A 26,043-nucleotide genomic window follows, 5' to 3' on the forward strand; every position below is an offset into this window, starting at 1 on the left:
CGGCACCCTTCCGCAACGCGAGCCGGCCTCTCAACACAATTCCCTTCCCAGGTGGTGCCGGCGTCCAGGGAGGCGGAGATCCCCCGGGCGGCGCCGACCGAGATGTCACCGTGCTGCGTGGACAGGGTGACGGCGCGCGCACGGCCTCGGCGACGGTGATGTGACCCTTCTTGGGTGCTGATCTCCGCGGGGCCGCCCAGGCGCCCGACCGAGATGTCGCCGGCCTGGAGGGTGAGACGCCGGTCCCCGGTCTCGTCGACTTGACGGTGGCCTGCGCGCCCCCGAAGGTGACATCGCCGAGCCGCCCGACGCCCCGACGGGCCCGGAGTTGCCGAGGATCCGGTTCTTCGCCGCCCGGGCCTCGATCCACAGGATGCCCTCGGCGTATACGAATGGTCGGACCGGTCGGCGGCGACGAACCGGATCCCCCAAGCCAAGGTCGAAAGGTCAGCAGGTCAGGCGACGCGGCGCAGGGCCTCGGGTGTGAGATCGGCGAGCGTCGGGTATCCGTCGACGGCCATGATCAGGTCGGCCTCGGCGAGCAGGGCCCGCAGCACATGGACGAGGCCGGCTTCACCTCCGTACGCGAGACCGTATGCACAAGGACGGCCGACGCCGACGGCGGTCGCGCCCAGGGACACGGCCTTGATGACGTCGGCTCCCGTCCGCACCCCGGAGTCGAACAGGACGGGCAGGCCGTCGGCGGCCTCGACCACGCCGGGCAGCGCGTCGAGGGCGGGCAGACCGCCGTTGGCCTGGCGGCCGCCGTGGTTGGAGCAGTAGATACCGTCCACGCCGCCGTCCCTGGCCCGGCGGACGTCCTCGGGGTGGCAGACGCCCTTGAGGATCAGCGGCAGATCGGTGATCGACCGCAGCCAGGGCAGGTCGTCCCAGGTGAGCGGGTTGCCGAAGATGCCCGCCCACAGGGCGACCGTGCCCTGCGGGTCGTCCTCGGGACTCCGCCCGCCGAGCAGGGAGCGGAAGACGGGGTCGCTGGTGTAGTTGGCCAGGCAGTTACCGCGCAGCTGCGGGAAGTTGCTGGTGCTCAGGTCTCGTGGCCGCCAACCGGTGATCCAGGTGTCCAGGGTGACCACGATCCCCTTGAACCCGGCCTTCTCGGCCCGGTGCACCAGGCTCTCGGCCAGCTCCCGGTCGGTGGGGGTGTAGAGCTGGAAGAAACCCGGGGTGTCGCCGAACTCGGCGGCGACCTGCTCCAGCGGATCGACGGTCAGCGTGGAGGCGACCATCGGTACGCCGGTACGGGCGGCGGCGCGCGCGACGGCGAGATCGCCGTGTCCGTCCTGCGCGCACAGCCCGATCACCCCGACCGGTGCCATGAACAGCGGCGCGGCCAGCCGCATCCCGAACAGCTCGACGGACAGATCCCGCTCGCGGGCCCCCACCATCATCCGCGGCACCAGCCCCCACCTCTCGAACGCGCTGACGTTGGCCCGCTGGGTCCGCTCGTCGCCCGCGCCGCCCGCGACATACGACCGCAGGGAGGCGGGCATCGCGGCCAGGGCCAACGGTTCCAGATCGTCGTACGTCATCGGGAACCGCGGCATCACCCCGCGCAGCCCGTCGAGGTAGATCTCGTTCTGGTAGTCGGCGAAAGCCATGATCCAGACCTCCTTCACGCCCCCGCCCGCCGGGTGCGGGCGCTCGGGTCCACAATGAGAGAGTGACGCGGCAAAGCCCTCAAACGCAGGATTCTGGCGCAAGAGGGGTCGTGACGCAGGATGCTGTCCCCTCTTTCCTGAGCGAGGACGAGCTGGCGCTGATCAACGCCCTGCAACTGCGCCCGCGCGCCTCCTGGACCGAACTCTGCTGTCGTAGAGTGCGGCGTGGTGGGGACGTGGACGTCGTTCGAGGGGGAGCCTGCCATGGGTGCGCCGAAGAAGGAGCGGGTCGGCGGGGTGCCGGTCAGTCCCGATGAGATGATCGCGGAGGCGCGGAAGGCGTTCTTCGTGATGTTCGCGCTGCTCGCCGTCGTCTGGCTGGTGCAACTCGCCAACTACGCCGACCACTACACCCTTTCCCGGGACCACGCCGTGGTCTCCGGCGACGTCGGCACGCTGCCCGACATGCTGGTCGCGCCGCTGCTGCACTGGAGTTGGGCACACATCGAGAGCAACTCAGGCCCACTGTTCGTCTTCGGTTTCCTCGCCGCCTACCGCGGGGTGCTGCGGTTCCTCGGGCTTACCCTGCTGATCGCGCTGAGCAGCGGCGTCGTGGTGTGGTTCTTCGAGAAAGGCGATGTGGCGACGGTCGGCGCCAGCGGTCTGATCTTCGGGTACTTCGGTTACGTCGTCGTACGGGGGCTCTTCGACCGGCACCTGATCGACACGCTGATCGGCGTCGTCATGGGCGCCTCCTTCGCCTACCTCCTTACCGTGGCCGTGCCCGGCACGCCGGGAGTGAGCTGGCTCGGACACCTCGGCGGGCTGCTCGGAGGCCTGGTGGGCGCCTGGCTCTTCCGGGACCGGCGCCCGCGGGCCGGCACCGGCGGGGGAGCCCCGCGAGCGGTGACCGGCGATGCCTCGCAGCCGCGCTCCGACCTCTACAAGGAACTCGGCGACCTCGGCCTGCTCTGAGACGTCAGCCTGGAAACAAGCGGGGGCGCCAGGCAAAGCGGAGTCCAGGTGATGGCCAACTCGCCTGCCCGGTCCATGGGTGCGCGAGCCGTTCCGGCAGGTTGACGAGACACCCGGAGCACGCCGCCACGGCCCGGCTCGGCCGGTCGAATCCGGTCGGACCCCCGCGAGGCCGGGCGCGAACCACGGCCGGTGCGGGGGGCGCGAGCGGTCGCGGTGTCAATTGCTGATCCTCACCGGGGCTGCCGCGGCCCGCGCCCGGCGCCGCGCCGCGCCGGTGGCCAACAGCACGCAGGCCCCAGCCGTGCCCTGAGGGCACGACGAGGGCACGACCAGGGCACGACGGCTTCAGGCGAGTTCAACGGCAACCAACGCCAGCAGACGCCGTTTTGCCTGGTCAGCGACGTGCCTTGAGAGGCACCGCAGATCATGCACCAAGGGGCGGCACCCCCGCACTGGATGCCGCCCCTCTCTTGCGTGCCGGGGCCGTCGTCCATCGGTCTTGAGGGTCGGGGACGGACGGCGGACCCGGGGTTCACGGGAGGCCTGTGACGGCCTCAGCGGTGGTCGCTGCCCGCCGACTGGGTCGCCGCCCGGCCTGCCTCGAGGCGGGCCACCGGGATACGGAACGGGGAGCAGGAGACGTAGTCCAGGCCCACCTCGTGGAAGAAGTGGACGGACTCCGGGTCGCCCCCGTGCTCGCCGCAGACGCCCAGTTTCAGGTCCGGGCGGGTGGCACGGCCGGCCTGTGCCGCCGCTGCCACCAGGGAGCCGACGCCGTCCCTGTCGATCGTCTCGAAGGGGGAGACGCCGAAGATGCCCTTCTCCAGGTAGGCCGTGAAGAAGCTCGCCTCCACGTCGTCCCGGCTGAAGCCCCAGACGGTCTGCGTCAGGTCGTTGGTGCCGAAGGAGAAGAACTCCGCGGCCTCCGCGATCTGGCCCGCCGTCAGGGCGGCGCGCGGGAGTTCGATCATCGTGCCGATCGACAGTTTGAGGCTGGTGCCCGTCGCCGCCTCCACCTCCGCGATGACCTGGTCGGCCTCCTCGCGGACGATCTCCAGCTCCTGGACCGTGCCCACCAGCGGGATCATGATCTCCGCGCGCGGGTCGCCCTTGGCGTTCTTGCGTTCGGCCGCGGCCTCGGCGATCGCCCGGACCTGCATGGTGAACAGGCCGGGGATCACCAGGCCCAGGCGTACGCCCCGCAGACCCAGCATGGGGTTCTGCTCGTGCAGGCGGTGGACCGCCTGGAGGAGGCGGAGTTCGTTCTCGTGGGGCTCCTGGCGGGATTCGGCGAGGGCCACCCGGACCGAGAGTTCCGTGATGTCCGGGAGGAACTCGTGCAGCGGCGGGTCGAGAAGGCGGACCGTCACCGGGAGGCCGTCCATGGCGGAGAAGAGTTCGACGAAGTCCTTCTTCTGGAGGGGGAGCAGGGCCCCGAGGGCCTCCTCGCGCTCGGCCTCCGTGTCCGCCAGGATCAGGCGTTCCACCAGCTCACGGCGGTCGCCGAGGAACATGTGCTCGGTGCGGCACAGGCCGATGCCCTGGGCGCCGAAGCGGCGGGCCCGCAGAGCGTCTTCCGCGTTGTCGGCGTTGGCCCGGACGCGCAGCCGGCGCTTGCGGTCCGCGAAGGCCATGATGCGGTGGACCGCCTCGACGAGTTCGCCGGCGTCCTGGGCGCCCGCGTGCATCCGGCCTTCGAAGTACTCGACGACCGGGGAGGGCACGACCGGGACCTCGCCCAGGTAGACCTTGCCCGAGGAACCGTCGATGGAGATGACGTCGCCCTCCTCGACCACCTGGCCGCCGGGGACCGTCATCCGCCGGCGCTTGGTGTCGACCTCCAGCTCCTCCGCGCCGCACACGCAGGTCTTGCCCATGCCTCGGGCGACCACGGCCGCGTGGGAGGTCTTGCCGCCCCGGGAGGTCAGGATGCCCTCCGCCGCGATCATGCCGTCGAGGTCGTCGGGGTTGGTCTCGCGGCGGACCAGGATGACCTTCTCGCCGGAGCGGGACCACTTGACCGCGGTGTACGAGTCGAAGACCGCCTTGCCGACCGCCGCGCCCGGCGACGCCGCGATGCCCCGGCCGACCTGCCGGGCCTTCGCCTGCTCGTCGAAGCGGGGGAACATCAGCTGGGCCAGCTGGGCGCCGGTGACGCGCTGCAGGGCCTCCGTCTCGTCGATCAGGCCCTGGTCGACCAGCTGGGTCGCGATACGGAAGGCGGCGCCCGCGGTGCGCTTGCCGACGCGCGTCTGGAGCATCCACAGCTGACCGCGCTCGATGGTGAACTCGATGTCGCAGAGATCCTTGTAGTGGTTCTCCAGGGTCTCCATGATCTGCATCAGCTGGTCGTACGACTTCTTGTCGATGTTCTCCAGCTCGGCCAGGGGGACCGTGTTGCGGATGCCCGCGACCACGTCCTCGCCCTGGGCGTTCTGGAGGTAGTCGCCGTAGACACCCTGGTGGCCCGAGGCGGGGTCGCGGGTGAAGGCGACGCCCGTGCCGGAGTCGGGGCCGAGGTTGCCGAAGACCATCGAGCAGACGTTGACGGCGGTGCCGAGGTCGCCGGGGATGCGCTCCTGACGGCGGTAGAGCTTGGCGCGGTCGGTGTTCCAGGAGTCGAAGACCGCGCGGATCGCGAGGTCCATCTGCTCGCGCGGGTCCTGCGGGAAGTCCCGGCCGGCCTCCGCCTTGACGATCTTCTTGAACTTGGTGACCAGCTTCTTGAGGTCGGCCGCCTCCAGTTCCGTGTCGACGGTGACCTTCTTGGCGTCCTTCGCCGCGTCGAGGGCCTCCTCGAAGAGGTCGCCGTCGACGCCGAGGACGGTCTTGCCGAACATCTGGATGAGGCGGCGGTAGGAGTCCCAGGCGAAGCGGTCGTCGCCGGCCTGCTTGGCCAGGCCCTGGACCGACTTGTCGGAGAGGCCGATGTTCAGGACCGTGTCCATCATGCCCGGCATGGAGAACTTCGCGCCGGAACGGACCGAGACCAGGAGGGGGTTGTCGGCCTGGCCGAGCTTCTTGCCCATCCGCTGCTCCAGCGCGTCGAGGTGCGCACTCACCTCGTCACGCAGTGCCACCGGCTCCTCGCCACTGTCGAGGTAGACCTTGCAGGCTTCCGTCGTGATCGTGAAGCCCGGGGGAACGGGGAGCCCGAGGTTGGTCATCTCGGCGAGGTTCGCGCCCTTGCCGCCCAGGAGGTCCTTGAGGTCCTTGTTTCCCTCGGTGAAGTCGTAAACGAACTTCACTCCGTGGGGTTCTTTGTTTTCCGACACGGGTCTCGACTCCCTGAAGGACGCGACGGCTGCCCTGACGTTGAGGAACATACCCAGATCGAAGGCCTCTGGGTACGTCTGCTTGCGTGTCATGCGCCCGTAACCGATCGTCCGCCACCGGATCGAAAGTCAAAGCTTGGCAAGCAGAGACCGGGCTATGTTTTCATTTCTTGAACGCAAGGCCGCTCACTGTCGCACTATTTCGCTCAGATGAGCGGAGTGACTGCACGTCCGATTTCGATCGATGAACGATCAAGGGGTGGCACCCAGTGCCACCCCTTGGAGAAGTGCAGTCGCTCATGATCCGCTCATCTGAGCACAACCCTTATCAAGGGTGGCGAGAATCACGCTGCCACAGACGCCGGGATTTCACCATGCGGACATGGAACGGACGCGGAAAGGGGACGGAAACAACCGCGTCACCTCAGCCGCAGCCGCTGCCGCAGCGACCGGCAGCCGCCTCACATCCCCAGCGCCAGCAACCGCTCCTCCACCCGCTCCGGCGCGTACAGATGCTCCACGACCAGCGCCCCGGCACCGATCACTCCCGCCCGGTCCCCCAGCCGCGAGGTCACGACGTCCAGGTGGGCGGTGGAGCGGGGCAGTGCCCGCTGGTACAGCAGCTCCCGCACGCCGGTGAGGAACGACGTGCCCGCCAGATCCCCCGCGATCATCAGCACGCCCGGGTTCAACAGGGTCACGACCGTCGCCAGTACGTCCCCGACCAGGCGACCGGCCTCCCGGGCCAGTGCCGCCGCCTCCGGATGGCCCGAGGCGAGCAGATCGCGCACATCTGAGCCGGAGGCCGCCGGAACCCCGGCCTCCGCCAGCCGCCGGGCCACGGCGCCGCCGCTCGCGACGGCGGCGAGGCAGCCGTACGAACCGCAGCGGCACTGCGCCTCCGCGCCCACCCGGATATGCCCGATGTCCCCTGCGCCGCCGTCGACGCCCCGGTAGATCGAGCCGTCGACCACGACCCCGGCGCCGATCCCCGTCGAGACCTTGACCAGCACGAACGCCGAGCAGCCGGGGTACCCCGTGCGTTGCTCGCCGTACGCCATCAGGTTCGCGTCGTTGTCCACCAGGACCGGGACCCTCGGCGGTGCGCCCGTGTGTTCGGTGAACGCCCTCGCCATGCGGCCGCGTATGTCGTAGCCGTCCCAGCCGGGCATGATCGGCGGCTGGACGACCCGGCCGGTCTCGGTGTCGACGGGGCCCGGTACCGCGAGGCCGATCCCGCACACCTCCGTCGCCCGGTGGCCGGCCTTCTCCAGCAGCTCGGCGAACCAGCGGCCGAGTTCGGTGAGTACGGCGTCCGGACCGTCGTGGACGGCCAGCGTGCCGGAGTGTTCGGCCAGGATCTCGCCGGCCAGAGAGAGGACGGCGGCCCGGGCATGACGGGTCTCCAGGTCGGCGGCGAGGACCACCGCGTGCGAGTCGTCGAATTCGAGGGTGATGGAGGGACGGCCGCCCAGCGGGGAGTCGACCGGGCCACCCGCGCCCTCGCGCAGCCAGCCCGCGCGGAACAGGCGGTCCAGGCGCAGGCCGACGGTCGCACGGGAGAGTCCGGTGACCTGCTGGAGGGCGCCCCGGGTCACGGCCCGTCCGCTGCGCACCAGCTCCAGCAGTTCGCCCGAGCTCGCCTGCCCGCCGCCCTTGCCGGTTCTGCCGGGACGTCCGGTCATGCGCACCCCTTGTGTTTCTCAAGCTTGCATTACATATTGAGTTTTGCGTGTTAAATAGACGTAACCCTACGGTAGCCACAGCCGAACCCGGCCGGCCGGACGTCTTCGGGGAGCCCCGAGTGGATCGCACTGCCCAGCTCACAGCCCCTGCGCTCGATCGCGAGATCGCATACGATCCACCGTCCACCCGCACCACCGGCCCAGGATCCCTGCACGTCAGGGCCGCAGGCGTGCTCGCCGACAACTGGACCGGCAGTTCGACCGTGCCGTCGAGGAGCCTGTATCCGCACCAGTGGTCGTGGGACTCGGCGTTCATCGCGATCGGCCTGAGGCATCTTTCGCCGCTGCGCGCCCAGACGGAGCTGGAGACGCTGCTGGCCGCCCAGTGGGCCGACGGGCGGATCCCGCACATCGTGTTCAACCCCTCCGTGCCCCTCGACGCGTACTTCCCGAGCCCCGACTTCTGGCGCTCCTCGACCGCGGGGCGCGCCGCGGGCGCCCCGCGCACCGTACAGACCTCCGGGATCGTGCAGCCACCGGTGCACGCGCTGGCGGCCTGGCTGGTGCATCTGGCCGACCCGGGCCTGTCGCGGGCGCGCGGCTTCCTGGCCACCGTCCACCCACGGCTCGCCGCCTGGCACCGTTATCTGCTGCACCGGCGGGACCTCGGCGGCGGCGGTCTCGCGTCCGTCGTGCACCCCTGGGAACAGGGTATGGACAACAGCCCCTGCTGGGACGCCCCGCTGGCCCGTGTCGCGCCCGCTCCGGCGCGCTCCTTCCAACGGGCCGACCTGGACCACGGGGCCGCCGAGGACCGGCCGACGGATCTGGACTACGGGCGGTACGTGCGGCTGGCGGCGGACTACCGGGACGCCGAATACACCGACCGGCAGCGGGAGTTCGCCGTCGAGGACCCGGCGTTCAACGCGCTGCTCATCGCCTCCGAGCACGCCCTCGCACGGATCGCCCAGGAGCTGGGGGCCACGGGTACGGCACGGCACGCGCGCGCGGAGCGGCTGACGGCGGCGCTGGTGGACCGGCTGTGGGATCCGGAGCGGGAGATCTTCCTCTGCCGGGACCTGCGGGGCGGCGGACTGATTGCCGAACGCGGGGTCTCGGGTCTGATCCCGCTGATCCTCCCGGAGTTGCCGCGCGAGATCGCCGCCGCGCTGGTCCGGACGCTGAGCGGCCCGCACTTCGGCACCGGCACGCATCTGGTCCCCAGCTACGACCTGCTCGGCGAGGCCTTCGACCCGCACCGGTACTGGCGCGGCCCGGCCTGGGCCAACACCGGCTGGTTGCTGGAGCGGGGGCTGCGCGAGCACGGCGAACGGGAGCGGGCGGACGCGCTGGGCGAGGCGGTCGTACGGACGGCCGAGGCGACAGGGTTCGCCGAGTACGTCGACCCGTACACGGGTGAGGCGTGCGGCGCGACCGGGTTCAGCTGGACGGCGGCGCTCGCGCTCGATCTGCACCACCGGCTGCACGCACCGCACGACGAACGCCAAAAACGTCAAGAAGCAGACAAGAGCTGACAAAACGGAGTGTCTTCCACAGACACCGCACGTTCGACCTGAGGGACAGAGGAGGGGACCGGGGATGACGGACCGGCATCATCTGCTCGTGCACGGCGCGACGTTCGCCGCCGTGGACGACCGCGGAGACATCAGCGGCGTCCGGGGCGGCGGCTCCCCGGACGGGTTGTTCGTACGGGACGCCCGGCACCTCAGCCGCTGGCAGCTCACGGTCGACGGGGCGCTGCCCGAGGTGCTCACCCCGGTGGCCGACGGGGACGGCACCCGGTGTGTCCTGGTCCCGCGCGGCGGCCGCCGGGAACCGCCCGCGCACACGATCTTCCGTGAACAGGCCGTCGGCGACGGCTCGTTCGCCGAGTCCCTGCGGGTCACCAGCAACCGTCCGGTGCCGACCACCGTCCGCCTCGCGATCACCGCCGACGCCGACTTCACCGACCAGTTCGAACTCCGCGCCGACCACCGCACCTACACCAAGTCCGGCGCCGTACGCTCCCGCCAGGTCCTCGACGACGGACTCGACTTCAGCTACCGCCGGGGCGAGTGGCGGTCCTGTACGACGATCACCGCCGAGCCGGCCCCGGACGGCGTCGAGGAGACCGGGACCGGCGCCCGGCGGATGGTGTGGACGCTGGAACTCCCACCGCACGGCACGACCGAGCTGGTCGTACGGGTGATCGGGCGCCCGCACGGCGACCGGCGGGCGCTGCGCGTGCCCCGCGACCCGGCCGCGCTGAACGAGCAGCTCCTCGCCCTGGAAGGCGAGTTCGTGGAGGGCGTGGCCTTCCCGACCGGCTGGCCCGAGCTGGCGGCGGCCTGCTCCCGCGGCCTCTCCGACCTTGCCGCGCTCCAGGTGCCGGCCACCGGACCGGACGGCGAGGAGCTCAAGGTCCCCGCCGCGGGCGCCCCCTGGTTCCTCACCCTCCTCGGCCGCGACGCCCTCATCACCTCCCTCTTCGCCCTCCCCTACCGCCCCCGGCTGGCCGCCGCCACCCTCCCGGCCCTCGCCGCCACCCAGGCCACCGAGACCGGCGCGCACTCCGTGGCCCAGCCCGGGAAGATCGTCCACGAGGTACGGCACGGGGAGCTGGCGCACTTCGGGCAGGTGCCGTACGGCCGTTACTACGGCTCCGTCGACGCCACCCCGCTCTTCCTGATCCTGCTGGGCGCGTATGTGGAGCAGACCGGGGACACCGGCATGGCCCGGCGCCTCGAGTCCAACGCCCGCGCCGCCATCGGCTGGATGCTCGACCACGGCGGGCTGACCTCACGCGGCTATCTCGTCTACCGCGCCGACAAGGGCGGCCTCGCCAACCAGAACTGGAAGGACTCCCCCGGCGCGATCTGCTCCGCCGACGGCAGCCGGCCGGTGGGCACCGTGATGGCGGCGGGGGCGCAGGGATACGCCTACGACGCGCTGCGCCGGACGGCGTGGGTGGCGCGGACGGTGTGGAGCGACGAGAAGTACGCGGCGCTCCTTGAACAGGCCGCCGCCGATCTGCGGGACCGGTTCCAAAGCGACTTCTGGATGCCCGAGTCCGCCTTCCCCGCGCTCGCCCTGGACGGAGAGGGCCGGCAGGTCGACGCGCTCGCCTCGGACGCCGGGCATCTGCTGTGGTCCGGGCTGCTCGACAAGGAGTACGGGGAGGAGGTCGGGCGGCGGCTGCTGGAACCGGACTTCTTCTCGGGGTGGGGGGTACGGACGCTGGCCGCGGGGCAGGCCGCGTACCACCCGTTGTCGTACCACCGGGGTTCGGTGTGGCCGCACGACAACGCGCTGATCGCGTTGGGGCTGGCGCGGTACGGGTTGCACGACGAGGCCCGGACCGTGGCACACGGGCTGGTGGACGCGGCGACGGCCGGCGGGCATCGGCTGCCGGAGGTGCTGGCCGGGTACGGGAGGGACACGCATCCGGAGCCGGTGCCCTATCCGCATGCGTGTGTGCGGGAGTCCCGGTCGGCAGCGGCTCCGTTGGCGCTGCTCACTGCCGTGGGCGGGGCGTAGAAGGTCGGAGGTTCACTGCGGGCCGGTGGGGGCTGAGCGCGCAGTTCCCCGTGCCCCTCAGGGGCCCGCTGTATTTGCCCCTTGTTTGCCGAAAGCCCTGAACAGGGGCCTTGTGTGAGCCGTACCGGAAGATGGCGGGCCCGGGCCTCCCCGGCATTGGCCCGCCGATTCCGTTTCACGGGTCTCGCACGGAAGGACCTCCGGGTTGCCTCAGCACACGAGCATTCGCCAGTCATCGGACACGCCCTCCGGGCCGTCCGAACGCGAGGTCGCACCGGAGGAGTCCGAGGCCCTGACGTCCGAGCCGGAAGCGGCTCCCGAGACCTGCGAGCCGACCGCCGAGGCGACTGCGGAAACGTTGCCGGCAGAGCCCGAGGAGCCGGCCGCGGAGAGCGCCGCCCCGGATGCCGAGCCCCCGGAACCGGGACTCGAATCCGTCGCCGAGCCCGAACCGGCACCCGCCGTCGCGGCCGAGCAGTCGGCGTCCGTCGCCGAATCCCCTGGCGCCGAGTCCGAGTCCACCAGGACCGGGTCCAATTCCGCTCCCGGCCCCCGACCCGCGTCCACCGCCGGCCCGGAAGCCGTGTCCGCCGCCGAAGGCGAGCGCGAACCCACCCCCGCCTCCGCGCCGGACGCCGCGGACGACCCGGCCCCCGCCACCCCCCGTCGTCGCGGCTGGGCCTCCTGGAGCGGGCGCGTTCGTGAGCGGCGGGCGGCCTGGCGGGACGCTCATCCCGCCACCGCCTCCGCGCTGTCCGTCGGCGTCACCGTGCTCTGCGCCGCGCTGGTGATCGCCGCGCTGGTGATGCCGAACACCCTCGTCGGGCTCGGGCCGGCGAAGTTCCTGCGAATACCGTCCGAGGGGATCATCGCGGCTGCCGTCGCGCTGGCGCTGCCCCGGCGGCCCCGGATCGTGCTGGCCGCGGTGTTCGGCGTCGTGCTCGGTGCGCTGACCCTGATCAACTTCCTCGACATGGGGTTCACCGAGTACCTGGGCCGGAGCTTCAACGCCATCCTGGACTGGAGCCTGCTCGCCGACGCGGAGTCGTACCTGGAGGACACCCTGGGCCGCACGGCCACCGTCGCCGTCAGCGTCGGTGCCGTCGTCCTGGTGCTGCTGCTGTTCGTGCTGCTCGCCCTGGCGACGGTACGGCTGAGCAATCTGCTGGCCCGGCATCCCGGGCGGGCCACCCGGGCCACGCTGATCGCGGGTGTCGTCTGGATCACCTGCTCCTCCTTCGGTCTCCAGATCGCCGGCGGCGTGCCGCTGGCCTCCGACCGCACCGCCACCGCGCTGGAGATCAAGGCCCGCCAGGTGCGGGACACCCTGCACGACGAGGCGGAGTTCCAGAAGGTCGCCAAGGTCGACGCCTTCGGGAACACCCCGGCCGGCCAGCTGGTGCCGGACCTGCGGGGCAAGGACGTGATCTTCACGTTCATCGAGAGCTACGGCCGCAGCGCCGTCGAGGACCCGATCATGGCGCCCGGCGTCGACAGGACGCTCGACGCCCAGACCCGGTCTCTCGCCAAGGCCGGCTACGCCGCGAAGAGCGGCTGGCTGACGTCGGCGACCTACGGCGGCAGCAGCTGGCTCGGTCACTCCACGACCATGTCAGGGCTGTGGGTGAGCAACCAGCAGCGCTACCGGACCGTCATGGCCAGCGACCACCTCAGCATCACCAAGGCGTTCCAGAAGACCGGTGACTTCGACACGGTCGGTGTGATGCCGGGCATCCAGAAGGGCTGGCCCGAGCGGAGCTACTACGGCCTCGACAAGGTCTACAACGCCTTCCAGCTGGGCTACAAGGGACCCAAGTTCAGCTGGTCGACCATGCCCGACCAGTACGCGCTCCAGCAGTTCCAGGACCGGGTGCACAGCAAGAAGCCGGCCGAGGGCAAGTCACGGATGTCGTTCCTGATCCTGACCTCCAGCCACCAGCCGTGGGCGCCGATCCCGAAGATGGTGCCGTGGGACCAGCTGGGCGACGGTTCGGTCTTCAACGCCATCCAGAAGGCCGGCAACAAGGCGTCCGACGTCATCGCCGACACCACCAAGTCCCGACAGGAGTACGGCAAGTCGATCCAGTACTCGGTGACCGCGCTCACCCAGTGGCTGGAGCGCTACGGCAACGACAACACGGTGCTCGTCTTCCTCGGCGACCACCAGCCGATCGCCCGGGTCAGCGGCAACCACGCCAGCCGTGACGTGCCGATCTCGATCGTCGCCAAGGACCCGAAGATGCTCGAGAAGATCGACTCCTGGAACTGGACCGACGGTCTGCGCCCGGCGCACAACGCCCCGGTGTGGAAGATGAGCTCGTTCCGCGACAAGTTCCTGACGGCGTACGGCTCCACGCCGCACCCGAAGACGAACTGACCTCAGGACGTCTCCGTCGCCGCCCGCGCCACTTCGACGAACTCCTCCAGGCACCGCGTGAATCCCTGGCGGGTCTCGTCGAAGCGGGCGCGGGCGCCGGCTTCGCCCAGGGAGTGCCGGACAGGGCCCGGTTGGCGCGCGTCGCAGCTTCCAGGACCGCCTGGGGCGCCTCGGCGGCGGTGACGGGGCCTTCGAGGGCACGATACGGACGCTGTGCGGCAGCAGGTCGTACGAGCTCCGGAGCTCCGCGCGCAGTCCGTCGAGGCTGGTGGGCAGCACACCGGGACCGGTGGTCAGGAAGAAGTCGGCCTTCAGTACAGGTCGCTCTTGGCGTGGGCCTGCCCCATGAAGTCCGCGTAGGCCGCGCGGCGTGACTCCCGCGCTCGGCTCAGCTGCTGGGCCCGCGCCGAGGCCTCCGCCTGCACTCTGGCCGCGCGCACGTTCCCCGGGTTGGGGACCCAGCCCGCCGGCACCGCGTACCGCCGGTGAGCGCCGCGACCCACACCGCACTGTCCCCCATGGCGGCAAGTGCCGGAGAACCCCGGCCCACTGTCGAGGCCGCCTGGAGCCTCAGCCGCCGGACGTGTCCAGCTCCGCGTCCTCGCCGATGCCCGCGCAGTCGTAGGGGTCCTTCAGCCAGCCGTCCGGCAGCACCACCCGGTTGTTGCCGGACGTACGGCCGCGGGGACCGTCGGCGCCCGTGGGCCAGGGCTGGTCGAGGTCCAGCTCGTCCAGGCCCGCACGGAGTTCGGCCAGGGAGGAGGTGATGGCGAGGCGCTTGCGCATCTCGCTGCCGACGGCGAAGCCCTTGAGGTACCAGGCGACGTGCTTGCGGAAGTCGATCACTCCCTTGGACTCGTCGCCGAGCCACTCGCCGAGCAGGCCGGCGTGCCGGACCATGACGTCGGCGACCTGGCGCAGGGACGGGCGCGCGATGTCTTCGTGACGACCCTCGAACGCGGCGACGAGGTCCGCGAAGAGCCACGGCCGGCCCAGGCAGCCGCGCCCGACCACGACTCCGTCGCAGCCCGTCTCCCGGACCATCCTGAGCGCGTCCTCGGCCGACCAGATGTCGCCGTTGCCGAGGACCGGGATCTCCGGGACGTGCTCCTTGAGCCGGGCGATGGCCTCCCAGTCGGCGGTGCCGCCGTAGTGCTGGGCGGCGGTGCGGCCGTGCAGTGCGATGGATGTGACGCCCTCCTCGACCGCGATCCGGCCGGCGTCGAGGTAGGTGATGTGGTCGTCGTCGATGCCCTTGCGCATCTTCATGGTGACCGGGAGGTCGCCGGCGCCGCTCACCGCCTCGCGCAGGATCGCGCGGAGCAGGTGGCGCTTGTACGGGAGGGCCGAGCCGCCGCCCTTGCGGGTGACCTTGGGGACCGGGCAGCCGAAGTTCAGGTCGATGTGGTCGGCCAGGTCCTCCTCCGCGATCATGCGGACGGCCTTGCCGACGGTGGCCGGGTCGACGCCGTACAGCTGGATCGAGCGCGGCTTCTCGCTCGCGTCGAAGCGGATCAGCTGCATGGTCTTCTCGTTGCGCTCGACCAGCGCCCGCGTCGTGATCATCTCGCTGACGAACAGGCCCTTGCCACCGCTGAACTCTCTGCACAGGGTACGGAAGGGCGCGTTGGTGATCCCGGCCATGGGGGCCAGGACGACCGGCGGCCGGACGGGGTGCGGGCCGATCTGGAGCAGGGTCGTGGACTCGGGCATTCCCCCATTGTCCCGTATGGCGCGCGGTGCTCGGCGGCCTGTGGACAACCGCCCCTCCCGCACCCTCCGTTACGATCATGTAGCACTCATTAGTTAGACGCACTATCGACATGGGCGTACGATGGGGCGCATGCCCGAGCTGAGCCCCCGCCGACGCATGCTCGTTCTCGCGATCTGCTGTATGAGCCTGCTGATCGTGAGTCTCGACACCACTGCCCTCAATGTCGGCCTGCCGTCCATGCAGCGTGAGCTGCACGCCTCGACCGCCGGTCTGCAGTGGACCATCGACGCCTACACCCTGGTCCTGGCCTCGCTGCTGATGCTCGCGGGGTCGACCGGCGACCGGGTCGGCCGCAAGAAGGTCTTCATGACGGGCCTGGTCGTCTTCACGCTGGGCTCGCTGCTCTGCTCGCTGGCGCCGAACCTCGATTCGCTGATCGCGTTCCGCATGGTCCAGGCGGTCGGTGGCTCGATGCTCAACCCGGTGGCGATGTCGATCATCACCAACACCTTCACCGACCCACGTGAGCGGGCCCGGGCGATCGGCGTGTGGGGTGCGGTGGTCGGCATATCCATGGCCGCCGGCCCGCTGGTCGGCGGCCTGCTGGTGGAGTCGGTCGACTGGCGCGCGATCTTCTGGGTCAACCTCCCGGTGGGCCTCGCCGCACTCCTGCTGACGCTGCGTTTCGTGCCGGAGTCCCGGGCGCCGAAGGCCCGCCGGCCCGACCCGGTCGGCCAGGTGCTGGTCATCGCGCTGTTCGGCGCGCTGACGTACTCGATCATCGAGGCGCCGACGGCGAGCGCGGCCACGGTGGTCCCCTTCGGAGTGGTGGCCCTCGCCGCCCTGACCGGCCTGCTCTGGTACGAGCCGAGGCGCGACGAACCTCTCATCGACCTGCGTTTCTTCCGCTCCGCGCCGTTCAGCGGGGCCACGGTGATCGCGATCAGCGCGTTCGCCTCGCTGGGCGGCTTCCTCTTCCTCTCCACGCTCTACCTGCAGAACGTGCGCGGACTGGACGCCCTGCACGCGGGCCTGTGGATGCTGCCGATGGCGGTCCCGATGTTCCTGTGCGCGCCGCTCGCCGGGCGCCTGGTCGGCAGCCGCGGCCCGCGGTTGCCGCTGGTGATCGCCGGGGTCGCGATGACCGCGAGCGCGGTGCTGTTCGCGGCCTTCGAGGCGGAGACCTCGAACGCCACTCTCTTCGTCGGCTATGTCCTGTTCGGCATCGGCTTCGGCTTCGTGAACGCGCCGATCACCAACACGGCGGTCTCCGGTATGCCGAGGTCCCAGGCGGGCGTCGCGGCCGCGGTCGCCTCCACCAGCAGGCAGCTGGGCCAGACGCTGGGCGTGGCGGTCATCGGCGCGGTCCTCGCGTCGCGGATCGGCTCGTCCTCGTACCACCAGACCTTCGTGACCGCCGCCCGCCCCGGCTGGTGGATCCTCGCCGCCTGCGGCCTCGCGGTCCTCACCATCGGTGCCGTGACGAACGGCCGCTGGGCCCGGGCGACGGCCGAGCGCACGGCGGAGCGTCTGGAGTCGGCGGAGATACGCCAGGTCGTGGGAGCCGGGGAGCCGGCGTAGTCCTGGCCGGCCCGCCACCGGCCTGTGGAGGTCAGCAGGAGCGGAGCATGCGCTGGTGGCGGGTCCGTACCACCCGCGCCAGAGTGCCCAGGGCCAGGGACTGGAGTAACGCCGATATGACGATCACGGCGATGAAGCCCCAGGTCGGCAGCTCCGCCGTGCCCCATGCCGCCCTGGCCAGGGCGGCGACGAGCGGGAACGCGGGGAAGGTGACAAGCCGCGGCCAGAGCCAGGCGAAATCCTGGTCCGGCCCGTCGGCGGCGGCGAGGGAGTCGACCGTGGCCTTGGCGACGACGACGGCGACCACGGCGAGATAGGCCATCGAGACGCGGTTGGCGACCGTCAGACGGACAAGGGTGCGCGCAGGGCCGGTTGTCATCGGTCGTCCCCCCGGGGCCGGTCGTCGGTTCCTCTTCCTCCGTGCATGGTCGGCCGCCGGACGGCGCCCTGTCCTGAGTACCCGTACTCAGCCCTGCCCGGAGGAGGCGGCCAGTGCGTACAGCTTCTCCAGCCGTTCACGGGACTCCTCGTCCGTCGGGATGTAGGTCACCATGCGCGCCCCGGTCTCGGGAGTCAGCCACAGGTCCGTGTGGTCCAGGGAGAGGAAGCCGACGTACGGGTTGAGGAACTGCTTGGTCCGGGTGCGGCGGTCCACCACCTCGTAGCGCTCCCAGTTCGCGCGGAACTCCGGGGACTCCGCCGTCAGTCGCTTGACCAGCATCTTCCAGGCGGGTTCGCCGAGGTGGCCGACCATGGAGGAGCGGAGTTTCGCGGCCATCAGACGGCGGCTCTCCTCCAGGTGCACGATGGAGCGGCACCACTCGGGGTGGGTGTAGACGAGGATCATGCAGTTGCGGTCCTCGGGCGGGACCGCGTCGAGGTCGCACAGCAGGCGGGCGTAGGTGCGGTTGTAGGCGAGGATGTCGTAGCGGCTGTTCTGGATGCAGGCCGGGAGAGGCTCCAGGGTCCGGAGCATCTCGTACAGCGCCGGGGTGACGCCCGTGCAGCTCGCGGCCGGGGTCGGGTCGACGGCACCGGCCAGCTGGAAGAGGTGGGCTCGCTCGCTGCCGTCGAGGAGGAGGGTGCGGGCGAGGGCGTCCAGGACCTGCACGGAGACCTGGATGTCCCGTGCCTGTTCGAGCCAGGTGTACCAGGTGACGCCGACCGCGGAGAGATGCGCGACCTCCTCGCGGCGCAGGCCGGGCGTGCGGCGGCGGGCGCCGCGCGGCAGGCCCACCTGCTCCGGGGTGATCCGCTCCCGGCGGCTGCGCAGGAACGCGCCCAGTTCGTGCCGCCGGACAGACGCGCTCCGTACCGGCTGAGCCTTCGTCTCACGAGCCGTGGTCGTCATGCCCCCAGCCTGCCGCCTCGCGGATCCTGTTGCCAGGTATTTCTCCTACCAGGATAAAGAGACTCTGGTACCCGTCTCGGCGCCGGAGCAGGCTCAGCACCATGACCGAAACCGCCACCACTCCGGCCGTACGGTCCCCGGCCACGCCGCCCGCGCTCGGCGGGCCCGGACTTTTCACCGTCCTGCTGGCCGCGGCCCTGCCCCTCATCGACTTCTTCATCGTCAACGTCGCCCTGCCCACCATCGGGACCGATCTGCACGCGAACGAGGCGGTCCTGGAACTCGTCGTCGCCGGGTACGGCGTCGCCTACGCCGTGCTGCTCGTACTCGGCGGCCGGCTCGGCGACCTGTTCGGACGCCGCCGGCTCTTCCTCGCCGGCATGGCCGCCTTCGGACTGACCTCGCTGGCCTGCGGACTCGCGCCCGGCGCCTGGTCGCTGGTGGCCGCCCGGGTCGCCCAGGGCGCCTCGGCCGCCGCGATGCTCCCGCAGGTCCTGGCCACCATCCAGGCCGCCACCAGCGGCGGCCGCCGCGCCCGGGCCATGAGCCTGTACGGCGCCACCGCCGGCCTCTCGATGGTGGCCGGGCAGATACTCGGCGGGGTGCTGGTCGCCGCCGACATCGCGGGTACCGGCTGGCGCTCCGTGTTCCTCGTCAACGTGCCGGTCGTGGTCGTCGGGCTGGTGCTCGGCGCCCGGTTCGTGCCGGAGACGCGGTCGCAGCGGCCCGAGCCCGTCGACGGAGCCGGCACCGTGCTGCTCGCCCTCTCCCTGCTCACCCTCCTCGCCCCGCTCACCGAGGGCCGGGCGGCGGGCTGGCCGCTGTGGACCTGGCTGTCGCTGGCCGCGTTCCCGGGGGTGGCCACCGCCTTCTACGCCGTGGAACGCCGCGCCGACCGGGCCGGCCGTACCCCGCTGGTCCCACCGAGCCTGTTCGAACTCGCCTCGCTGCGCCGGGGTCTGGTGCTGATGTTGCCGTTCTCCATCGGCTTCAGCGGGTTCATGTTCGTGATCGCCGTGGCTCTGCAGAGCGGGGAGCACATGGACCCGGTCCCGGCGGGGCTGGCGCTCGCGCCGATGGCCGTCGCCTTCCTGTTCGTGTCGCTGGCCGGGCCGCGGCTGATCGCCCGGTACGGCAGCCGGGTGGTGTCCGCCGGCTCGGTCGTCCAGGGGATCGGCATCGCCCTCATCGCGCTGGCCGCCTGGCGGGACTGGCCGCACCTGGACTTCACCGGGCTGCTCCCCGGGGTCGCGGTCGCCGGAGCCGGTCAGGCTCTCCAACTCCCCAACGTGCTGCGGCTGGTGATGTCGGAGGTGCCGCCCGCGCGGGCCGGCGTCGGCAGCGGGGTGATGGTCACCACCCAGCAGTCCGCCCTGGCCCTGGGCGTGGCCACCCTGGGCACCCTGTTCCTGTCCCTGGTCCCGCACCAGGGCACCCGGGACGCCCTGGTCACCACACTGCTGGTGCAACTGGGCCTGGTCGTGGTGACCGGCCTGCTCAGTCTGCGACTGCCGCGCACAGTGAACTGACCGCACCTCGGCCGTCAGCCACGCTGGACCAGACGCTCAGCCGCAAGCGCCGCGAAGTGCCGTCGTCCGGCTGCGGCGCCGCCGTGGCTGGTCGCGCTCCGCGGCGGAGCCGCTGATCGATGCGGCCCCGCGCCCCTTCGGGACGCTCAGGCTCCGCTGCCGCCCAGTTCGAACCAGACGATCTTGCCGGTGCCCAGCCGGGTCGTGCCCCAGCGCCGGGCCAGTCTGTTCACGAGGTACAGGCCCCGCCCGTGCTCCTCGTCGGGCGAGGCCCGGCGCGGCCTGGGCAGTTGGGGCACGTCGTCGCCGACCTCGCAGCGCAGCACGTCGGTGCGCAGCAGCCGCAGGCTGATCGGGCGGGAGGCGTGGCGTACGCCGTTGGTGACGATCTCGCTGACCAGCAGCTCGGCGGTGTCGGTGAGTTCCTCCAGGCCCCAGCCGGCCAGGGCCTGCCGGGTCAGCCGGCGGGCCCGGCCGGGGCTGCCGGCCTCCGGTTCGAGGGTCCAGTACCCCACGTCGCTCGGCGCGATGCCGTCGAAGCGGGCGGCGAGCAGCGCGATGTCGTCGTCCCGGTCGCCCGGCCCGAGCATGTCCAGGACCTCGTCGCACAGCGCCTCCAGCGGGGGCGGCCGGTCGGGGCCGGTCAACTGGGCGGTGGCGGCGAGCCTTTCCCGCAGCTGCTCGATGCCGGTCCACACGTCGCGCAGCCGGGACTCCACCAGGCCGTCGGTGTAGAGGAGCAGGGTCGCCCCGGCGGGCGCGTCCAGCTCGACCGCCTCGAAGTCGATGCCGCCGACGCCGATCGGTGCGCCGGGCGGCACCGCGAGGACCTCCGTCTTGCCGCCGGGGTGCAGCAGGATCGGCGGCGGATGGCCGGCGTTGGCGACGGTGATGCGGTGCGAGACCGGGTCGTAGACGACGTACAGGCAGGTCGCCATGCGGTCGGTGCCGAGGCGCTGGGCCTGCTCGTCGAGGTGGTGGAGCACCTCCTGCGGGGGCAGGTCGAGGCCGGCCAGGGTCAGCGCGGTGGTGCGCAGCTGGCCCATGACGGCGGCCGAGGTCATGGAGTGCCCCATGACGTCGCCGACGACGAGGGCCACCCGGCTGCCGGGCAGCGGGATCGCGTCGTACCAGTCGCCGCCGACACGGGCGGTCTCGGCGGCGGGGAGATAGCGGACGGCCAGCCGGACGCCGGTGGGTCGGGGCAGGGAATGCGGCAGCATCGCGCGCTGGAGCCGGTCGGCGATGAAGGCCTCGCGGCTGTACAGCACCGCCTTGTCGACGCCGAGCGCGGTGTGGGTGGCCAGCTGGGCGGCGACCAGCAGGTCGGCGGGCTCGAACGCCGGGCGTTCCGGGCGGCGCAGGAAGATCACCGCGCCGGTGACCCGGCGGCGGCCGCGCAGCGGGGCGAGGATCGCGTGCGCACCGGACCAGCCGTTCAACGCGCTGTCCTCGCCGACGAGTTCGCTCAGCGCGGCCCGGGTCGCCGGGTCGTCCGCGAACACCGGCCGGACCCCGCGCAGCACCTCGGCGAGCGCGCCGCCGGGTACGACCTCGCTCCAGTCGGCCGCGTCCAGGTCGTCCTGTTCGTCGTCCACGGTCTCCGCCGGCCAGACCAGGCCCTCGGCGCCGGGGCCCTTGATCCGGTCGGTGCGGCGCAGCCGCAGCACGGCGGGGCCGGCGGGGCGCTCGTCGCCGACCGGCAGCGGGTCGCGCAGATAGACCAGGGCCGCGTCCGAGTACGTGGGTACGGCGGCCCGGCACAGGCCGAGCACGATCTCGTCGGTGTCGAACCCGCGGGCGATCCGGCGGGTGGCGGCGCCGACGTAGCGCAGCCGGTCCTCGTCCGGGGCCCTGGGCGCGGCGGCGGGCCGGGCCTGCGGGGCGGCGGTGTCCTCGCTCACGCCGAGCGCGGCCTGTGCCGACAGCGCGTCGGCCAGGGCGATGTCGTCCACCACGAAGTCCTCCCGGTCCATGCGCCGCAGGAACACCGCCACGCCCACGACGGCGTCGGGCGCGCGCAGCGGGGCGAGCAGGACCCTGTTGCCCTGCGGCAGGCGGGGGGTGGTCCCCAGCAGCTCACGGAGGGCCTCCTCGATGTCGTCCGGACCTCTGCCGCGCGCTCTGCCGCACCGCAGGAGCCCGGCCAGCGCACCGTCGGACGGCACCGGGGTGACGGCCGGGGGCGCTCCGCCCATCAGACCGCCGAGTTCGGCCGGCAGCCCGTCGAGGAGCAGGCGCAACGGGCCGTCCGGGTCCCGCCGTTGGTCGGCGAGGTAGACGAACACCCCGTCCGCCAGGTCCGGAACGGTCGACAGGCACAGTTCCCTGACGACCTGGGCCGCGCCCTCGGCGCGAGCGATCCGGCGGCCGGAGACGGCCAGGAAACGTTGAGGATCCGGCAGCATCGCCTCTCCGTGCCGGTGGCCGCTTCAGCTAAGGTCGCTCTCATCTTGAGCCTTGGTCAATGCCGTGTCCAGGGTTTCCGCCGGTACACCAAGTCGGGTGCACGGTCGGGCGGTTGGTCCGACGGCTGGGATGTACACGAAACGGCCTGCCCAGCGGCCGAAACCCGGCCGCCCGGAAACGGCTTGGCCAACTCGCTGTGAAGAAATCCCTGTTGATGTTGGTCTTGCTGCACACTCCTCCCGTCGACACGTGCCGAACGGCAGATCAGGCACGGACTCGGAGGCGTCATGTCACAGATCGACTCGAGTAAGGTCAGCCGCTGGGACCAGCACGGGCGGGAACACACCGTGCGGGTGCAGCGCACCGGCATCCAGCGCACGATCAGGTGTGACACCTGCGGCTGGCAGCAGGGCGCGCAGTTCCTGCCCTGGCTGAAGGCGGAGGAGCATCTGGCCGAGGCCCACCAGGCCACCGTGGACCCCGCGGGAGCCCAGCCCTCCCGATGAGTTTCCGCCGGCGTGGCAGTCGTGCACACGACCGCACCCGACGGAAGGACGACCGATGACCATGACCCCGCTCCATGCCACCCTGCACCGTCATATGGACAACGGCACGGTCCCGGGAGCCGTCGGGCTGGTCGCCCGGGGTGACGACGTCGAGGTCGTGACCGTCGGCGACCTGGATGCCGAGGGGTCCACGCCGATGACCCGGGAGTCGATCTTCCGGATCGCGTCGATCACCAAGCCGATCGTCGCGGCGGCGGTGCTGATGCTGGTGGACGAGGGCCGGGTCGGGCTCGACGACCCGGTGGCCGGGTGGCTCCCGGAACTCGCGAAGCCGGTGGTGGTCCGGACGCCCGCGAGCCCTGTCGACGACGTCGTGCCGGCGGACCGCCCGGTGACCGTCGAGGACCTGCTCAGCTTCCGCACCGGCTGGGGCCTGCCCGACGACTTCTCCCTGCCCGCCGCACAGGCCCTGTTCGCGGTGGAGGATCACAGCCGCCCGTTCCAGGACTGGCCGGACCCGGACACCTGGCTGGGCCTGCTCGCCCAGGTGCCGATGCTCCACCAGCCGGGCGAGGCCTGGCTGTACGGCACCTCGTCCGCCCTCCAGGGCATCCTGGTCGCGCGGGTGTCGGGCCGTACCCTCCCCGACTTCCTGGCGGAACGGATCTTCGAGCCGCTGGGCATGCGGGACACGGCGTTCGAGGTGCCGGCGTCGAAAAGGCACCGCTTCACCTCCGCCTACGCCCCCGCCGAGGACGGCTCCCTGCGCCTGACGGACACCCCGGACGGCGACTACAGCCGCCTGCCGCGATTCCCCTCGGGCGGCGGGGGCCTGGTCTCCACGGCCGACGACTGGCTCGCCTTCGCCCGGCTGCTGCTGAACGCCGGCGCTGCCCCGGACGGCCGCCGTCTCCTCTCCGTCACTTCGGTCAGCCGGATGACCACCAACCATCTGACGGCGGCCCAGCGCGAGAGCGCCACCCTCTTCCTGGAGGGCCAGGGCTGGGGTTACGGCGGCCAGGTCGACGTCACCCCGGCCGCCCCCTGGAACGTCCCCGGCCGCTACGGCTGGGTGGGCGGCACCGGCACCACGGCGCACCTCGTCCCCACCACCGGCGCGGTCACGGTCCTGCTGACCCAGGTGGCCATGACGAACCCGACGCCGACACCGCTGATGCGGGACTTCTGGCAAGCCACGGCCTAGCCCTCCCGTTACTGCATTCGGGTGATAGCGCAGGTAGGTATCGCGAGGTCAGCGCCACATGTCGCCACCTGCGGACTTTACCGAAGCAAAGGGTGGCGTTCACCGCTTGAGAAACTTCCCGGGTCGCCGCCGCGCGCGACCCGGCCAAGCCTGGAGGCGTCCCCCGTCCCCGTCGACAGGAGCTCTGCCATGCACCCCATCCACCGCCCGGTGTCCCGGGCCCTCGCCGCCGGCGCCCTCTCCCTGGCCCTGCTGTCGGCCGGTAGTGCCGGCGCCTTCGCCGCGGAGGCCAAGCCGAGCCCCGCGCCGAGCAGCCCGAAGCCGAGCCCGTCCATGTCCACCATGGGCTCGATCACGATCAGGGCGAGCAAGACCTCGATCAAGGCCGGTGACACGGTGACCTTCACCGGTCGCACCGAGGGCCTGAAGATCGGCTCGCCGCTGGTCCTCCAGCACGAGAACAACGGCAAGTGGACCGCGCTCAAAGCGAGCGTCAAGGTCAAGAACGGCAGCGCCTACTCGCTGACCGCGAAGCTCAACACCAAGGGCACCCAGCATCTGCGGATCGCGGCGGTCGGCAAGAAGGTCTACTCCCCGACCGTGACGGTCAAGGTGAACTGAGGCCGCGCAGCAGCAGGTCCACCATCGAGGCGAAGTCCGCCTCGACCTCCGGCCGCACCCACTCGCGTGCGTAGCCCGGGTCGTGGAAGCGGCCGGTGGCCTGGAAGACGACCCGGGCCGCCGCGGCGGGGTCGGACACGGTGAAGGCTCCCGTGCCGACCCCGTCCCGGAGGATCTCGGCGAGCTGCCCGGTCAGGTCGTCTATGTGCTCGGTGACCGCCGGGCCGTTCTCGTCGACCAGCACCATGTAGGTGGCGAACAACTCCGGGTCGTCGCCCGACTTACGGCGCTTGGCGTCGAAGAGCGCCCACAGCCAGTCGCGCAGCCGCTCCCGCGGGGCGCGGTCCTCGGCCACGATGACGGACAGGACCATCGAGGTGCGGTCCAGCCACCGCTTGGTCACCGCCTCCCGCAGCGCCGCCTTGGTCCGGAAGTGCCGGTAGACACTGCCGTGGCTGACGCCGAGCGCGCGGGCCACGTCCACCACGGTGGCCTTGGCCGGGCCGTGCCGGCGCAGCACCTCCTCGGTCGCCTCGAGGATGCGCTCGGCGGTGAGGGTCGGGGGCGGGGACGTGGCTGTCATGGCCTAGACGGTACCCAAAGCCGTCGTCAGTGCTCGGTGCCGAGGTGGGACATCTGCGCGGCCGGGTAGCGGGTGCCCGCCGCCGCGTCCGCCGGTACGGCCTCCTCGATCGCCGCCAGGTCGGCCGCGTCCAGGGTGACGTCCAGCGCGCCGAGGGACTCGCCGAGCCGCTCGCGGGTGCGGGCGCCGACGAGCGGCACGATGTCCTCGCCACGGGCGAGCACCCAGGCGATGGCGATCTGCGCGACCGTCACGCCCTTGTCCCCGGCGATCTTGCGCAGGGCCTCGACGAGGTCCAGGTTGTGCCGGAGGTTGTCGCCCTGGAAGCGGGGCGAGAAGGAGCGGAAGTCGTGCGCGGCGAGCTGCCGGTCGCGGGTGAAGTGGCCGGAGATCAGGCCCCGGGAGAGCACGCCGTAGGCGGTGATGCCGATGCCCAGCTCACGGGTGGTGGGCAGGATCTCCCGCTCGATGTCGCGGGTGATGATCGCGTACTCGATCTGCAGGTCGGAGATCGGCGCGGTGGCGGCGGCCCGGCGGATGTTGTCCGCGGACGCCTCGCTGAGGCCGATGTGCCGGACGTATCCCTGCTCGACCAGTTCCGCGATGGCGCCGACCGTCTCCTCGATCGGCACGTCGGGGTCGACGCGGGCGATCCGGTAGACGTCGATGTGGTCGACGCCGAGGCGCTGGAGGGAGTACGCGGCGAAGTTCTTGACCGCGTTCGGACGGCCGTCGTAGGCGTTCCAGCCGCCGGCCGGGTCACGCAGGGCGCCGAACTTGACGCTGGTCAGCGCCTGTTCACGCAGGGCGGTGGGGGCGGTGCGCAGGGCCTCGCCGACCAGCATCTCGTTGTGGCCCATGGCATAGAAGTCGCCGGTGTCGAGGAGGGTCACACCGGCTTCGAGGGCGGCGTGGACGGTGGCGATCGACTCGGCGCGGTCGGCTTCGCCGTAGAGGGCGGACATGCCCATGCAGCCGAGGCCGAGGGCGGAGACCTGGGGGCCGGTGGATCCGAGGGTTCGGGTTTTCATCGTCATAAGACCACCCTGACATGACAGCTGACAGATTTCAATA

Annotated in this window: 19 protein-coding genes; 9 read left to right on the plus strand and 10 right to left on the minus strand. The window is 71.5% G+C overall.

The window, feature by feature from the left end; translation table 11 throughout:
* Positions 1 to 455 precede the first annotated feature (455 nt).
* Positions 456 to 1,619, minus strand: a complete 1,164-nt coding sequence (locus ACZ7OO_RS12880) for an alpha-hydroxy-acid oxidizing protein (RefSeq protein WP_471504314.1) — start codon at positions 1,617 to 1,619, stop codon at positions 456 to 458.
* Positions 1,620 to 1,883: 264 nt separating this feature from the next.
* Between ACZ7OO_RS12880 and ACZ7OO_RS12885 the strand changes: the two genes are divergently transcribed.
* Positions 1,884 to 2,594 carry a rhomboid family intramembrane serine protease gene (locus ACZ7OO_RS12885; protein WP_471504315.1) on the plus strand — a complete coding sequence of 237 codons (711 nt, stop codon included), beginning with the start codon at positions 1,884 to 1,886 and terminating at the stop codon, positions 2,592 to 2,594.
* A gap of 557 nt (positions 2,595 to 3,151) precedes the next feature.
* Here the strand turns inward: ACZ7OO_RS12885 and ppdK are convergent.
* Both ppdK and ACZ7OO_RS12895 read right to left on the minus strand, forming a co-directional pair.
* Entirely contained in the window at positions 3,152 to 5,872 is a 2,721-nt protein-coding gene (gene ppdK / locus ACZ7OO_RS12890) for a pyruvate, phosphate dikinase (RefSeq protein ID WP_471504317.1), read from the minus strand.
* A 461-nt stretch (positions 5,873 to 6,333) separates the two neighbouring features.
* Complete coding sequence (locus tag ACZ7OO_RS12895; protein WP_471504318.1) at positions 6,334 to 7,557, minus strand: ROK family transcriptional regulator; 1,224 nt, start codon at positions 7,555 to 7,557, stop codon at positions 6,334 to 6,336.
* Between the two features lie 119 nt (positions 7,558 to 7,676).
* Here ACZ7OO_RS12895 and ACZ7OO_RS12900 point away from each other — a divergent pair, with 119 nt between their 5' ends.
* The 3 genes from ACZ7OO_RS12900 to ACZ7OO_RS12910 all read left to right on the plus strand — a co-directional run bounded on the left by ACZ7OO_RS12900 (position 7,677) and on the right by ACZ7OO_RS12910 (position 13,471).
* A complete protein-coding gene (locus ACZ7OO_RS12900; RefSeq protein WP_471504320.1) occupies positions 7,677 to 9,092 on the plus strand; it encodes an MGH1-like glycoside hydrolase domain-containing protein in 1,416 nt (471 codons plus the stop codon).
* A 64-nt stretch (positions 9,093 to 9,156) separates the two neighbouring features.
* A complete protein-coding gene (locus ACZ7OO_RS12905; protein ID WP_471504321.1) occupies positions 9,157 to 11,094 on the plus strand; it encodes an amylo-alpha-1,6-glucosidase in 1,938 nt (645 codons plus the stop codon).
* Positions 11,095 to 11,299: 205 nt separating this feature from the next.
* The gene (locus tag ACZ7OO_RS12910; RefSeq protein WP_471504323.1) at positions 11,300 to 13,471 is read left to right on the plus strand and encodes a sulfatase-like hydrolase/transferase; all 2,172 of its coding nucleotides are present in this window, start codon (positions 11,300 to 11,302) and stop codon (positions 13,469 to 13,471) included.
* A 311-nt stretch (positions 13,472 to 13,782) separates the two neighbouring features.
* On the opposite strand, the gene ACZ7OO_RS12915 is transcribed toward ACZ7OO_RS12910, so the two are convergent.
* Both ACZ7OO_RS12915 and dusB read right to left on the minus strand, forming a co-directional pair.
* Positions 13,783 to 13,911, minus strand: coding sequence for a hypothetical protein (locus tag ACZ7OO_RS12915; protein ID WP_471504324.1), 129 nt, complete (start codon positions 13,909 to 13,911; stop codon positions 13,783 to 13,785).
* Positions 13,912 to 14,041: 130 nt separating this feature from the next.
* Positions 14,042 to 15,184, minus strand: a complete 1,143-nt coding sequence (dusB, locus tag ACZ7OO_RS12920; RefSeq protein WP_471504325.1) for a tRNA dihydrouridine synthase DusB — start codon at positions 15,182 to 15,184, stop codon at positions 14,042 to 14,044.
* A 130-nt stretch (positions 15,185 to 15,314) separates the two neighbouring features.
* On the opposite strand from dusB, the gene ACZ7OO_RS12925 reads away from it, so the two are divergent.
* On the plus strand, positions 15,315 to 16,766 hold the full coding sequence (locus tag ACZ7OO_RS12925; protein WP_471504327.1) for an MFS transporter: 1,452 nt from the start codon (positions 15,315 to 15,317) through the stop codon (positions 16,764 to 16,766).
* 31 nt (positions 16,767 to 16,797) lie between these two features.
* On the opposite strand, the gene ACZ7OO_RS12930 is transcribed toward ACZ7OO_RS12925, so the two are convergent.
* Positions 16,798 to 17,145, minus strand: a complete 348-nt coding sequence (locus ACZ7OO_RS12930; RefSeq protein WP_471504328.1) for an SCO4225 family membrane protein — start codon at positions 17,143 to 17,145, stop codon at positions 16,798 to 16,800.
* An 87-nt stretch (positions 17,146 to 17,232) separates the two neighbouring features.
* Positions 17,233 to 18,117 carry a helix-turn-helix transcriptional regulator gene (locus ACZ7OO_RS12935; protein WP_471504329.1) on the minus strand — a complete coding sequence of 295 codons (885 nt, stop codon included), beginning with the start codon at positions 18,115 to 18,117 and terminating at the stop codon, positions 17,233 to 17,235.
* Between the two features lie 101 nt (positions 18,118 to 18,218).
* Here ACZ7OO_RS12935 and ACZ7OO_RS12940 point away from each other — a divergent pair, with 101 nt between their 5' ends.
* Positions 18,219 to 19,646, plus strand: a complete 1,428-nt coding sequence (locus tag ACZ7OO_RS12940; protein ID WP_471504331.1) for an MFS transporter — start codon at positions 18,219 to 18,221, stop codon at positions 19,644 to 19,646.
* A gap of 146 nt (positions 19,647 to 19,792) precedes the next feature.
* On the opposite strand, the gene ACZ7OO_RS12945 is transcribed toward ACZ7OO_RS12940, so the two are convergent.
* Positions 19,793 to 21,622, minus strand: coding sequence for an ATP-binding SpoIIE family protein phosphatase (locus ACZ7OO_RS12945; RefSeq protein ID WP_471504912.1), 1,830 nt, complete (start codon positions 21,620 to 21,622; stop codon positions 19,793 to 19,795).
* Positions 21,623 to 22,342: 720 nt separating this feature from the next.
* Between ACZ7OO_RS12945 and ACZ7OO_RS12950 the strand changes: the two genes are divergently transcribed.
* From ACZ7OO_RS12950 to ACZ7OO_RS12960, 3 genes are all read left to right on the plus strand, one after another.
* Positions 22,343 to 22,561 carry a hypothetical protein gene (locus ACZ7OO_RS12950; protein ID WP_352218808.1) on the plus strand — a complete coding sequence of 73 codons (219 nt, stop codon included), beginning with the start codon at positions 22,343 to 22,345 and terminating at the stop codon, positions 22,559 to 22,561.
* A gap of 61 nt (positions 22,562 to 22,622) precedes the next feature.
* Entirely contained in the window at positions 22,623 to 23,765 is a 1,143-nt protein-coding gene (locus ACZ7OO_RS12955; protein WP_471504913.1) for a serine hydrolase domain-containing protein, read from the plus strand.
* A gap of 189 nt (positions 23,766 to 23,954) precedes the next feature.
* Positions 23,955 to 24,386 (plus strand): hypothetical protein, encoded by a 432-nt coding sequence (locus ACZ7OO_RS12960; protein ID WP_471504333.1) that lies wholly within the window; start codon positions 23,955 to 23,957, stop codon positions 24,384 to 24,386.
* On the opposite strand, the gene ACZ7OO_RS12965 is transcribed toward ACZ7OO_RS12960, so the two are convergent.
* On the minus strand, positions 24,373 to 24,969 hold the full coding sequence (locus ACZ7OO_RS12965; RefSeq protein ID WP_471504334.1) for a TetR/AcrR family transcriptional regulator: 597 nt from the start codon (positions 24,967 to 24,969) through the stop codon (positions 24,373 to 24,375). The genes ACZ7OO_RS12960 and ACZ7OO_RS12965 overlap by 14 nt on opposite strands.
* A 26-nt stretch (positions 24,970 to 24,995) precedes the next feature.
* Positions 24,996 to 26,006, minus strand: coding sequence for an aldo/keto reductase (locus ACZ7OO_RS12970; protein ID WP_471504336.1), 1,011 nt, complete (start codon positions 26,004 to 26,006; stop codon positions 24,996 to 24,998).
* Positions 26,007 to 26,043 lie beyond the last annotated feature (37 nt).

It is taken from the genome of Streptomyces sp. NPDC111744 (genome assembly GCF_055634995.1).

What these genes read in the sequence shown, in the direction of transcription:
- ACZ7OO_RS12935 (WP_471504329.1), bottom strand. Translation starts at nt 18,117, where the DNA reads ATGACGACCACGGCTCGTGAGACGAAGGCTCAGCCGGTACGGAGCGCG.
- ACZ7OO_RS12940 (WP_471504331.1), top strand. Translation starts at nt 18,219, where the DNA reads ATGACCGAAACCGCCACCACTCCGGCCGTACGGTCCCCGGCCACGCCG.
- ACZ7OO_RS12970 (WP_471504336.1), bottom strand. Translation starts at nt 26,006, where the DNA reads ATGACGATGAAAACCCGAACCCTCGGATCCACCGGCCCCCAGGTCTCC.
- ACZ7OO_RS12960 (WP_471504333.1), top strand. Translation starts at nt 23,955, where the DNA reads ATGCACCCCATCCACCGCCCGGTGTCCCGGGCCCTCGCCGCCGGCGCC.
- ACZ7OO_RS12895 (WP_471504318.1), bottom strand. Translation starts at nt 7,557, where the DNA reads ATGACCGGACGTCCCGGCAGAACCGGCAAGGGCGGCGGGCAGGCGAGC.
- ACZ7OO_RS12945 (WP_471504912.1), bottom strand. Translation starts at nt 21,622, where the DNA reads ATGGACCGGGAGGACTTCGTGGTGGACGACATCGCCCTGGCCGACGCG.
- ACZ7OO_RS12880 (WP_471504314.1), bottom strand. Translation starts at nt 1,619, where the DNA reads ATGGCTTTCGCCGACTACCAGAACGAGATCTACCTCGACGGGCTGCGC.
- ACZ7OO_RS12955 (WP_471504913.1), top strand. Translation starts at nt 22,623, where the DNA reads ATGACCCCGCTCCATGCCACCCTGCACCGTCATATGGACAACGGCACG.
- ACZ7OO_RS12925 (WP_471504327.1), top strand. Translation starts at nt 15,315, where the DNA reads ATGCCCGAGCTGAGCCCCCGCCGACGCATGCTCGTTCTCGCGATCTGC.
- ACZ7OO_RS12905 (WP_471504321.1), top strand. Translation starts at nt 9,157, where the DNA reads ATGACGGACCGGCATCATCTGCTCGTGCACGGCGCGACGTTCGCCGCC.
- ACZ7OO_RS12930 (WP_471504328.1), bottom strand. Translation starts at nt 17,145, where the DNA reads ATGACAACCGGCCCTGCGCGCACCCTTGTCCGTCTGACGGTCGCCAAC.
- dusB (WP_471504325.1), bottom strand. Translation starts at nt 15,184, where the DNA reads ATGCCCGAGTCCACGACCCTGCTCCAGATCGGCCCGCACCCCGTCCGG.
- ACZ7OO_RS12885 (WP_471504315.1), top strand. Translation starts at nt 1,884, where the DNA reads ATGGGTGCGCCGAAGAAGGAGCGGGTCGGCGGGGTGCCGGTCAGTCCC.
- ACZ7OO_RS12950 (WP_352218808.1), top strand. Translation starts at nt 22,343, where the DNA reads ATGTCACAGATCGACTCGAGTAAGGTCAGCCGCTGGGACCAGCACGGG.
- ACZ7OO_RS12965 (WP_471504334.1), bottom strand. Translation starts at nt 24,969, where the DNA reads ATGACAGCCACGTCCCCGCCCCCGACCCTCACCGCCGAGCGCATCCTC.